We start from the raw sequence: 10,948 nt of genomic DNA, 5'->3' as shown, positions 1-10,948 counted from the left end.
GTCGGGGCCGGGGCGGGGGCTGCGGGGGCCGGGGCCGGGGACGGTCCGCCGACCGTGGCGACGACGTGCCCGACCACCTCGGACAGCGAGCGGCCGTCCAGGAACACCACGGGCGAGATCCGCTGCCCGAACAGCGCCTGGAGCCGGTTGACCAGCCGGATGGCCAGCATCGAGTCGAGACCGAAGTCCCGCAGGGTGGCGCCGTCGTGGAAGCCGGTGGCCGGCACGCCGAGCGCGTCGGCGATCTCGTCGAGGACGACGTCCTCCAGCGGCCTGCTCTCCGCAGGCGCGGCGACGGCGGTGGCGGCGGTGGTGGGGGCGGCGACCGATGCCGGGGCCGCCTCGGGGACGGCCGCCGGCGCCGGGGCCTGCGCGGCGCGCGGACCGGGCGCCGCGTCCTCCAGCCAGTAGCGGTCCTTCTGCCACTGGACGAGCGGGGTCTCCACGACCTCGACGTCGTCGTCGAACAGCGAGTCGTACGTCAGCGGCAGCCCCCTGACGTACAGCGAGGCGGCGGCCTCCAGCAGGCAGCGGACGTCGCTCTCGTTGCGCCGCAGCGAGCTGATCGCGTGCACCCGGGCGCCGCGCGTCAGGGCGATCTCCTCGACCGCGCCGCGCAGCGTCTCGTGCGGGCCGATCTCGATGAACGTGCCGACGCCCTCGTCCACGAGCGTGCCGATCGTCTCGGCGAACCGGACCTGATCGCGCAGGTTGTGCACCCAGTAGTCCACGTCGGCGACCGGGTTCACCGCGCCCGACAGGGCCGTGGAGCGGAACTCGACGGCCGGGACCAGCGGCGTGATGCCGTCGATGCTCTCGCGCAGCGGCTCGATCAGGGGGTCCATGCCGGGGCCGTGCACGGGCCGCTCGACGCGGATGCGCCGGACCGAGACGCCGTCCCGCAGCAGGTCCGCCTCCAGGGCGGCGACCGCCTCGGGCGTGCCGGAGACCGCCGCGCTGGTGGGGCTGTTCACCACGGCGACCGCGGCCTGCCCGGCGTACGGCGCCAGCCTCGGCAGCAGGTTGTGCTCCGGCAGGTCGACCGAGATCATCGCCCCGGCCGCCGCCTTGCGCTCCAGCAGGTGCGAGCGGGCGACGACCACGCGGGCGGCGTCCTCCAGCGACAGCGAACCCGCCACACAGGCGGCCGCGACCTCGCCCAGGCTGTGCCCGACGACGGCCGTCGGCCGGACGCCGAGTTCGAGCCACACCTTCGCCAGCGAGACCTGGAGGGCGAACAGGACGGGCTGCTGGAAGTCCATCTCCTCGTACCTGGCCCGCTCCGGCGGGGCCGCCAGCTCGTCCAGCACCGAGCAGCCGCCCGCCGCCCGCACGGCCGCGTCGCAGGCCCGCATCGAGGCCCGGAACCCGGCGTGCGAGCGCAGCAGTTCCCGGCCCATGCCGACCCACTGCGTGCCGCCGCCGGAGAAGACCAGCGCCACCCGCCGGTCGGTGTTCCCGGCGGCCGTGCCCGTGACGACGTCGGGGTGCGGCCGGCCGGAGGCGACCCGGGCGAGCCCGTCCAGGACGTCCTGGCGGTTGCGGGCGAACAGCGCGACCCGGTGGCTGTGGTGGGTGCGCCTGGTGGCGAGCGTGTACGCGAGGTCGGAGACGCGCAGCCCGGTGTCCCGTTCGACGTGGCTGGACAGTTCGCGGCAGGTGTCGGCCAGCGCCGCCGCCGTGCGCGCCGTGACGGGGACGAGGTACGGCCGCTCGTCGGGCGCGACCTCGCCCCGGCCGGGCGTGACGTGCCGTCCCCGGTCGCCTGCGGTGAACGGGCCGGTCCGGACGGTGAGCCCGGCGGCGTGCAGCGCGCCGAGCGAGCCGAGCAGCGTCCCGGCCTCGTCGGCGCCCCGCCGCAGCGAGGGCAGCGTGGCGGCCCCGGGCAGGATCTCCGCCACGGACTTGAGGAGCACGGGGTGCGGGCTGATCTCGATCACCGCGTCCACGTCGTGCCCGCGCAGGGCCGTCAGCGCGTCCACCACGCGGATCTCCCGGCGCAGGTTCTCCGCCCAGTAGTCCGGCCCCAGTTCCGCGCCGTCCACCGGCTCGCCGGTCACCGTCGAGATCATCGGGACGCGGGCCGTGCGGGGCCGGATGCCTTCGAGTTCCATGCGCAGCGGGTCGAGGACGTGGTCGACCAGCGAGGAGTGCGGCGCGTGGCCCATCCGTACCCGGTGGCTGGTGACGCCGTCGGCGGTGAGCCGCTCGACCAGGGCGTCGATCTCCTCCGGGGTGCCGGTGACCAGGGTGGACGCGAGGCCGTTGCGGCCGGCGACGGCGAGCCGCCCGGTCAGGTACTTCCGCGCGGCGTCGGCGCCGGTCATCACGACGATGCCGTCGCCCCGGCCGACGGCCAGTTGCTGGAGGAGCCTGCCGTGGCTCGCGGCCAGCAGCGAGGCGTCCTCGAAGTCGAGCGCGCCGGCGACGTGCGAGGCCGCGAACTCGCCGACGCTCTGCCCCACCACGACGTCCGGCTCGACCCCCAGCGACCGCCAGGCGTCGGTGAGGGCGACCTGGATGCTGAACAGCAGCGGCTGGAAGACGTCCATGTCGTCGATGCGGCCGTCCGCGGCCAGCAGCTGGTCCACCAGCGAGAAGCCCAGCAGCTTCCGCATCCGCCGGTCCGACCGCATCATGGACCGCCGGAACACCGGCATCCCGGCGAGCAGTTGCCTGCCCATGCCCACCCACTGCGAGCCGTTGCCGGAGAACAGGAACGCCACGCGCGGCTCGCGCCGCTCCGCCCCGCCGCCGGCCGGACGTCCGACGCTCAGCCCGTCCGCCTCGGTGCCGGACGTGAACGCGTCGAGCCGGGACCGGAGTTCGTTCATGTCACGGGCCGTCGCCGCGAGCCGGAAGCCGCCGTCGTCGGGCGTCCGGGCGCAGACCGCCCGCAGGTCGTCGGCCTCGCGCAGCGCGGACACCTGGGCGGCCAGGGCCTCTTCGGAGTCCTCGGCCAGCAGCAGGAGCGAGCTCTCGGACCGGGGCAGCTCCTCGACGGCGACGTGGCATATCGCCCCGCCGAAGCCGAAGGAGCTGACGCCGCCCCGGCGCGCGTCGGAGCGCCGGGGCCACGGCTCCAGCCGGTCCTGGACGGTCATCCCGTAGGTGTCGAACATGATCTGCGGGTTGGGGGAGGCGTAGTGCAGGCTCGGCGGCAGCACGCCGTTGCGCATCGACAGCGCCAGCTTGACCAGGCCGACGATCCCGGCCGCCGCCTCCAGGTGCCCGACGTTCGACTTGACGGAGCCGAGCCGCAGCGGATGCGGGCGGTCCCCGCCCAGGACCGCGCCGATGGCGTTGGCCTCGATCGGGTCGCCCAGCGGCGTCGCGGAGCCGTGGCACTCGATGTAGTCCACGAGGGACGGCGCGATGCCGGCCCGGCGGTAGGCGTTGCGGAGCATCAGCTCCTGGGCCTGCGGGTTCGGCGCGGTCATGCCGTTGCTCAGGCCGTCGTTGTTGGACGAACTGCCCTTGATCAGGCAGTAGACCGGCAGGTCGCGTTCCAGGGCCACGCTCAGCGGGGCGAGCACGACGACGCCGGCGCCCTCCCCGCGCACATAGCCGTCGGCCCGTGCGTCGAACGACTTGCAGCGGCCGTCCGGGGCGAGCGCCCCCATCGCGGCCATGGCGGTGTAGTAGTCGGAGACGAAGCTCAGGTTCACTCCGCCCGCGAGCACGAGTTCGCTCTCGCCCGACCAGATCGACTGGCACCCCACGTGCACGGAGACCAGCGATCCCGCGCAGGCGGCGTCGATGGCCATGCTCGGGCCCTGGAGGCCGAGGATGTAGGAGACGCGGTTGGCGATGATGCCGTCGTGCATGCCGGTCGCGGTGTGCGGGGTGATGTGGGCGTCCGGGCCGCGGTAGTGCGCCAGCGCCGCGTAGTCGCCCCAGCAGGAGGCCATGAACACCCCGGTGTCGCTGCCGACGAGGCTGTTCGGCGCGACGCCCGCGTCCTCCAGCGCCTCCCAGGCCAGTTCGAGCACCAGCCGCTGCTGCGGGTCCATCTGGACGGCCTCGCGGGGCGATATGCCGAAGAACAGGGGGTCGAAGCGGTCGATGTCCTCGATGAAGCCGCCCCAGCGCACCGCGTCGCCCAGCAGCGCGCGCCGGGCCGCCGGCACCGGGCCCACGGCGTCGCGGCCCTCGGTGAGCAACTGCCAGAAGGAGGTGGGGTCCGGGCCGCCGGGGAACCGGCAGCCGATGCCCACGATCGCGACGGGCTCGTTGACCGCGCCCCGGCGCTCACCCCGGCCGGGGGCGGATTCCTCCGCCGCCTCGGGGCCCTCGACGAGCGCACGGGCCAGCGCCTCGACGGTCGGGTACTGCCACATCCAGGTGAGCGGCACCTTCCGGCCGAGAAATTCGGACAGCGAGGCCGAAAGAGTCGCCATCTTCAGCGAGTCCAGGCCGTACTGGTGAATCGGCCCCCACCGGTCCAGCGTGTTCCGGGGCACGTCCAGTACTTCGGCGATGCGCGAAAGAAGGAATTCCGATACGGAGTGCACATCTCGTGCTGCGTGCTCGTGGGGCATTTCGGCTCCTCGGCAGGACAAATTGAAATGTACGAAGGGCGGGAATGAGTGAGGGCGCCCGTGCGTGCGCACCGGACGACGCATCCGGATTCACCGGCTCGCGAAAGGGCGGCCGGGGCCGGATGTCCGGTCATGGGCGGGGCGAGAAGCGGAAGATTATTGTTCCGTCGACGGTGGGGTGAGGTACGGAGTGACCCGGCGGGCAGCCTCCGGGGCGCCCTGGTGGGTGCCCTCGAGGGCAGGGCGGCATGGCTGCCGACATACGAGTACGCGCACCGAGACCCAACCCCCGTCAACCAGTACTGGCTGAATCGGACGCGATCCGATTCAGAATCACTGCCGGCGGTCCAGCCACCGGGTATTCCTGGTCGTGCTGATCCGCGACCGCGCAGTGCATTAGGAGCGGGCGGAGCCGAACACCTCATCGCGCTGCCGGTCGGCGCGTGTCCCTATTCGATACCTCCAGGTCGAGGGGTATTCGGATGGACGTGGACGGAGGCACTTGCCCGACCGGCGTGCATCAGAGTGCCATTCGGGCAATGGCGAAACAAGAGTGCCTGCCGGGACGGAAAAGCACAGTGGCTCGATCTGACCCCCGGGATGACCGGATCGGGCCACCTGGACAGGGGCCGGACGGCATTGCAAGCTGCTCGGCATGAAATTCATGAACCACACACCGGCCCCGGCCGGTGCCGACGCGCCTTTACCCGGATGCCCGCAGCGACGGCCCGCGGCGGCGTCCCCCGCCGGGAGGGCAGCATGACGGGCACGGAGGTGAAGCCGCACCAACGGCCGGGCCTGGCGCTCGGCGTACTGGCCGGGGCGCTCGCCCTGGACGTGAGCGGGCTCGGGGTGCTCAACGCGGCCCTGCCGTCCGTGGGGGAACGATTCGACCTGGACGACACCACGCTCCAGTGGGTCATGATCGCCTACGCCGTCACCTTCGCCGGCTTCCTGCTGGTGGGCGGCCGGCTGGCCGATGTGTTCGGCCGGCGGCGGGTGTTCGAGGCCGGAATCGCCCTGTTCACCGCCGCCGCACTGGTCGGAGCCGTGTCGCCCGACATCGCGGTGCTGCTCGGCGCGCGGGCGGTGCAGGGCATCGGCGCGGCCCTGTCAGGGCCGGCCGCGCTGGCGCTGCTGACCGAGGTGTTCCCGGCCGGTCCGGCCCGCAACCGGGCGTTCAGCGTGTACGCGGCGGTGGGCGCCGCGAGCTTCAGCGGCGGGGTGCTGCTGGGCGGGGTGCTGACCCAGTTCTTCGGCTGGCGCTCGGTGCTGTGGTTCTCGGTCGCGGTGGGGGTCGCGGTCCTCGCGGCGACGCGCCCGGGGCTGCCGGCCGGGGCCGGACGCGGCGGGAGCCTGGACCTGCCGGGCGCCATATCCGGCACCCTCGGCCTCACCCTGCTGGTGGTCGGCGTGAGCAGCAGCGGAGCGGTGGTCTGGGGCGCGCTCGGCGCCGCGGCCGTCTTCCTGGTGGCCTTCGTCGTACGCGAGACGCGCACCGCCGACCCGGTGCTGCCGCTCGGCCTCTTCCGCATCTCCTCGGTACGGGCGGCGAGCCTGGCGGCTTTCCTCCAGTACATGGGCTCGGTCGGGATGCTCTTCTTCGCGCCGCTGTACCTCCAGGGCATGCTGGACTACTCGCCGTTCGAGTCCGGGCTGGCGCTGGTGCCGATGTCGCTGGCCGTCTTCCTCACCGCCAACTACGCCACCGGGCGGCTGCTGGCGAAGTACACCCCGTACACGCTGATGGCGGTCGGCCTGGTCCTGATCGGGGTCGGCACGGGGCTGTGGATCACCACCCCCCACCAGGGCGGCTACGCGCTCTACGTGCTGCCGGGGCTGGTGCTCAGCGGCATCGGCCAGGGGCTGAACTTCCCCTCGATGACCTCCGCCGGGCTCAGCGGCGTCGAGCCGGAGGGGCACGCGGTCGCCGGTGCGGTGAACGTCGTGGCCCAGCAGATCGGCTCCAGCGTCGGTGTCGCGGTCCTGGTGCTGGTCGCGGCGACGAGCGACGACCGGCTCACCGGCTACCACCTGGCCTATCTGACGGCCGCGATCGCCTGTGTGGCCGGGGCGGCGGCCATCACGTTCGCCCGGCGCCGCACGGCGTAGACCGGCCGCCGGGCCGGAGTCCGGGAAGAGACGGGGCGGGGCGGGCCGTCAGGGCCACACCAGGCAGTACGCCTGGTGCCCCGCCTCGTGCAGGCGGTGCGAGAAGTCCTGCCCCTGCGCCCGACGGCGCCGCGAGTGCGACGACAGGCGCGTGATCCCTCGCCGGAAGCCTTCGATCCAGTTTCGCCGCAGCAGCTCGGTCAGGACACTTCCGAAGCCAAGGCGCGGAGCGCCGGTACGAGTTCGGGGTGGTCTCCGCGTGAGGCCGACTGCAGGAGTTCGGTGATGACGACGAGTTGTGCGATGCGACCGGGCTCGGTCTTGAGTACGGGGAAGGTGTCGCGGACGCGCCGGGCGAAGGCGGGGGCGAGAAGGGAGTACGCCAGGAGCATGGCGGCGTCGTAGCCGGCGGGTGCCAGGCCGAAGCCTTCCCAGTCGAGGAGGTAGGGAGTGTGGCTGGTGAGGTTGGCGGTGTGCAGGTCCCCGTGGGCTGTTCTCCAGTCCGTGATCCGAGGGCCGGGCACGTCGAGGAAGCGAGGGACGGTGCGGTCCACCCATTCCTGCCGTACGGCCATCCGGTTCACGGGGGCGGCGCTCACGTGGTCGAGGTCGGTGCGGAGGGAGTCCCACCACGCGGGCGGCGGATTCGGGTCTCTGCGCAGGACGGGACTGGGGGAGGAGACGGGTTCGTCGATGTACTGGTGCAGTTCCGATCGGTACGCGTAGCCGTCGCTGCTCGACTCGGTGGTGTCGTACAGCAGGGGCTTGTTGACGTATCCGTCGAACAGTACGGCGGCCTGACGGTTGCCGTCCCAGATCTTGCCGGCCGCCTTGTCCTGTGGTGCGGAGAGCAGTCTCAGCCAGCAGGTGCCCCGTTCCGGGTGCTGGACGCGGACGCTGAGAGTGCGGCCGTGCCAGCCCCAGACCTCGGGGCCGGCGATCGTGGCGCCCAGCACCCGTGCCGAGCGCGCGAAGGCCCGGCGCATGCGCTGCCGGTCCGTGGGGTCAGCCGGCGGCGAGTACATCGAGCACCTTTCGCAGCGTGGGGACCGGGATGGCCGGGCTTCGCAGGGCGGCCAGGGCTTCGGTCCAGTGAGCCGGGGTCGAGGCGGAGAGCAGAATCCGCGTCACTCCCGGGCAGGAGGCTGCGGCGAGCAGGCACGCCTGGGCGACGGTGAGTTCGGGGTTCAGCAGTGCGGTGAGTTCGCGGGTGGCCAGGTGGGGAAGTTCGCCGCCGAAGAGGGGCGCGGAGGCGTACACCTGCCACCCGAGGTCGGCCGCCTGGGCGATCGGGCCGTCGCCCTCCAGCGCCTGGGCGAGGGCGGTTGCGTTGACAAGGGACACGGGCAGCTGGACGGCGCGTAGGTGATGCCGGTCCGTGCCCGCTGCCTCGGTGGCCAGCCGGTGCAGGGCCGGGACGCTCAGGGTGCCGGTGTCGAAGCCGTCCCAGGCAGCGACTCCGTATGCGGTCAGGGTTCCAGCCGCTACTTCTGCTTCGAGGGCGGTGAAGGCGCCGTGCAGGGCTTCGTACGGGTCGTCGCCGGCTTGTTCGGGGTTGTGGGTGAAGACGAGGTCCAGGCGGTCGCGGCCGAGTTCGGTGCGGTTGCGGGCACACTGCCAGTGGATGTACGGGGCGCTCAGGCAGTGTCCGCGCTTCGCGTCCTCGGAGGTGATGGCTCCGTCGGATTCGGCGTCCTTCGCGGCTTGGCGGGTGAGGTGTCCGACCTTGGTGGCGACCGGGACCGGATGCCTTGCGAGGGCGGGCGCGAGTACTGTCTGGGCCGTGCCGCCAAGGTAGTTGGGCGCTGTGTCGATCCACGCGGTGGCGGGGTCGGAGGCCGCTCGGACGGCGGCGTCGCTCAGTGCGGAGGGGCGGATGCGGTAGGTGCCGAGCCCCAGGGCCGCCGTCGTCATCGTCCACCTCCTTCCACCGTGATCGCCTGGCCGTTCATCAGTTCGGAGACGACCGCCGCCGCGTCCGTGACAGAGATACGTGATGCCTCGGCCAGCTCACCGATGGACACGGCGCTGGGTGCGGCGGCCGTGAGGCGCTGGAGGAGCGGGAGGGCCTCCTGCGCCATCTCCCACTCGTTGTCGCAGGCCCGGAATGCCGGCCCGGCCCCGTCGGCAGCGGGCTCCAGACGTGCTCGTGTGGTGGTGAGCCTGACCCGTACCTCCGGGTCGGCGGGGACGCCGGTGATGTGGGGCAGGCTCGGCCGAAGCCGGGTAAGGTCGGTGCTGTCACGCATCGCCGTGTACCGGCCGATGAGACGTGGATCGTCCAGGGCGGCGACGACTTCCTTGCGCAGCCGGTCCAGATAGGCGGCCCGCTGCCCGGGCGGCGCGTGCACGGGCAGGTCCTCGCGCAGGACGTCGTGACGGCGCAGGTCGTCGGCGAGCCAGGCCAGGAGCTGGGCGCCGGTGGTGGTCTGTATGCCGAAGGTGAGGTGGAGGGAGTGTTCACCTTCGGAGGCGGCCACCGAGTGCCACCAGCCGCGCGGGAGATACAGCACGTCTCCCGGCCGCAGGACGAGTTCCGTGACCGGGTCCTCGGGCGGGGGCACGGGTTCGTCGGTGTCCTTGTGCATAGGGGCGGTGCGGGTGGGGCCGTACAGCTTCCAGCGTTTGGCGCCGTCGATCTGTATGACGATGACGTCGTGGTCGTCCCAGTGCACGCCGAAGCCTTCACGGGCGGTCCATGAGGCGTACAGGTTGGCCTGCACCCCGGTGCGCAGCCACTGCTCCAGCTCCATCGCCGAGCGGCCGACGGAGGGGTGGAGTTCGTCGACGGCGTCGATGACCAGGGAGGCGCCATCGGCGAGCCGCGCGTGCAACTCGGCGGGGTGCAGGCGCTGCCAGACGGTGTGCCTGCGGGTGGTGACCGGGGCGGTGTAGAGGTGGGCGGGCAGCATCTTGCCGTCCGCGGACAGGCGGAAGCGGGGCGGCTCCAGGCGGTGGGTGGCCAGGATGGTGTTGACGTCGTCCCAGGAGATCAGCTCGGACGGGTTCGGGAGAACGGCGGGGACATGGTGGTGCCGGCGGTGGAACACCTGGGCCAGGAACTCGTCCTGGCCCAGGTGGGCCGCCAGGTTCAGCGGCGACAACGCGTCTCCTCCCGGATCAGTCGTTGGTGTCGGTGCGGCCGGTGCTGCCGCCGTCGGACGGGGTGACGCCGCGCTCGCGGGCGGCCTGGATCCTGCGGCGTGCCTTGACCAGTCCGGCCTGGGCCGGACCGCTCGTCGGGGTGGTGGCGGTGCTGTTCGGCATTGCTCCTCCTGGGTTGGACGAAGGGTTGTTGCGGACCCGCCCCGGACGGTGCTCGACCCGTCCATGGGCTATGGCCGGTTGATCCGTTCCACTCCCTCCTTTCCCGTGGCGGGCGGAGCCGGACGGAGGGGCCTTCGTGTCCCCTCACCAGCGTCGGTCGTCTCCTCGGGGGCGCGGCGGCTTCATGAGACGGGCTCGCTGGTCCTGGGCAGGACGGCGGCCGCCGGGTGTGGGTCGAAGCCGTCGGGAAGGGCGGAGCTGGGGTCGCCCAGGGCACGCAGGAGTCTGCGGTCTCCGGCGAAGCGCGTACGGGCGTGCAGCCAGCGGTGGTTGTCCAGCAGGTAGCCCTGTCCGGCCCGGAGCGTGAGGCGCTGCTGGCTGTCGGCGATGGCGCTGCGAAGGGCAGGAAGGTGGGGCTGGACGATGGGGCTCCAGCGGGCCAGACCGTCCTGGCGCAGCCGTACGGCGACCCGTCCGTCCGCCTGGACGGTGAAGACCTGGGCGGCGTGACCGGCACCTGCCCCGAAGCAGGCGGTCCGGGGCCGACAGAGCGCGACTGCCGCTTCCCGGTTCTCGTCGGCGAGGCGGGCGTGGACGTCACGTCCGTCGGCCAGGAGCGTCTCGCCGCCGGCGGACGCCGGCTGCAGGCACACCAGAAGGAGCAGGCGCGGCGGCCTGGGAGCGCTCGACCTCTCGGTGTGGGCCCGCAGCTCGCCATTGCCGAGGCCGGCGAAGCCGCTGCGGTGGGCATGGCTGCCCGTGTCTTGGATCAGGGTCAGGCCGTCCGGTGCGCCGTGCGGGTGGGGCGCTATCACCATCAGCCGGGAGGCGCATTCCAGGACCTGCTGCCGGGTCAGCAGCCCGTCCAGGGTGACCAGGCCGGTCTTACGAAGCTGGGCAGCGATCACGTCACCGGCGTGCGGGGCGCGGATGTTGACGTAGTGGTCCACGAAGAGCGTCTCGGAGATTGCTGAGGCGTCGAGCATCGCCGTCCTCCTTCGATCGGGTCGATGTGTTCAGAGTGGGGA

At 72.5% G+C, this 10,948-nt stretch carries 7 protein-coding genes; 1 reads left to right on the top strand and 6 read right to left on the bottom strand.

The window, feature by feature from the left end:
* A partial coding sequence (locus MHW47_RS09185) for a type I polyketide synthase (RefSeq protein ID WP_239222154.1) occupies positions 1 to 4,541 on the bottom strand: 4,541 nt, incomplete at its 3' end.
* Between the two features lie 759 nt (positions 4,542 to 5,300).
* Here MHW47_RS09185 and MHW47_RS09180 point away from each other — a divergent pair.
* On the top strand, positions 5,301 to 6,653 hold the full coding sequence (locus MHW47_RS09180; protein ID WP_239222153.1) for an MFS transporter: 1,353 nt from the start codon (positions 5,301 to 5,303) through the stop codon (positions 6,651 to 6,653).
* A gap of 200 nt (positions 6,654 to 6,853) precedes the next feature.
* Here the strand turns inward: MHW47_RS09180 and MHW47_RS09175 are convergent, their stop codons facing one another.
* The 5 genes from MHW47_RS09175 to MHW47_RS09155 all read right to left on the bottom strand — a co-directional run bounded on the left by MHW47_RS09175 (position 6,854) and on the right by MHW47_RS09155 (position 10,906).
* Positions 6,854 to 7,678 (bottom strand): phosphotransferase, encoded by an 825-nt coding sequence (locus MHW47_RS09175; protein ID WP_239222152.1) that lies wholly within the window; start codon positions 7,676 to 7,678, stop codon positions 6,854 to 6,856.
* Positions 7,659 to 8,567 (bottom strand): aldo/keto reductase, encoded by a 909-nt coding sequence (locus MHW47_RS09170; RefSeq protein ID WP_239222151.1) that lies wholly within the window; start codon positions 8,565 to 8,567, stop codon positions 7,659 to 7,661. The genes MHW47_RS09175 and MHW47_RS09170 overlap by 20 nt, the downstream gene beginning before the upstream one ends.
* Positions 8,564 to 9,757: a cupin domain-containing protein gene (locus MHW47_RS09165; protein ID WP_239222150.1), complete on the bottom strand. Its 1,194-nt coding sequence runs from the start codon at positions 9,755 to 9,757 to the stop codon at positions 8,564 to 8,566. Before MHW47_RS09165 ends, MHW47_RS09170 begins: the two co-directional genes overlap by 4 nt.
* 16 nt (positions 9,758 to 9,773) lie before the next feature.
* A complete protein-coding gene (locus MHW47_RS09160) occupies positions 9,774 to 9,920 on the bottom strand; it encodes a hypothetical protein (protein WP_239222149.1) in 147 nt (48 codons plus the stop codon).
* A gap of 182 nt (positions 9,921 to 10,102) precedes the next feature.
* Entirely contained in the window at positions 10,103 to 10,906 is an 804-nt protein-coding gene (locus tag MHW47_RS09155; protein ID WP_239222148.1) for a TauD/TfdA family dioxygenase, read from the bottom strand.
* Between the last annotated feature and the right edge of the window lie 42 nt (positions 10,907 to 10,948).

It is taken from the genome of Streptomyces sp. OfavH-34-F, assembly GCF_022347745.1.
Taxonomy (GTDB): Bacteria; Actinomycetota; Actinomycetes; order Streptomycetales; family Streptomycetaceae; genus Streptomyces.
The sequence above is the reverse complement of the archived record's forward strand: the minus strand, read 5'-3'. Positions and strand labels throughout refer to the sequence as shown.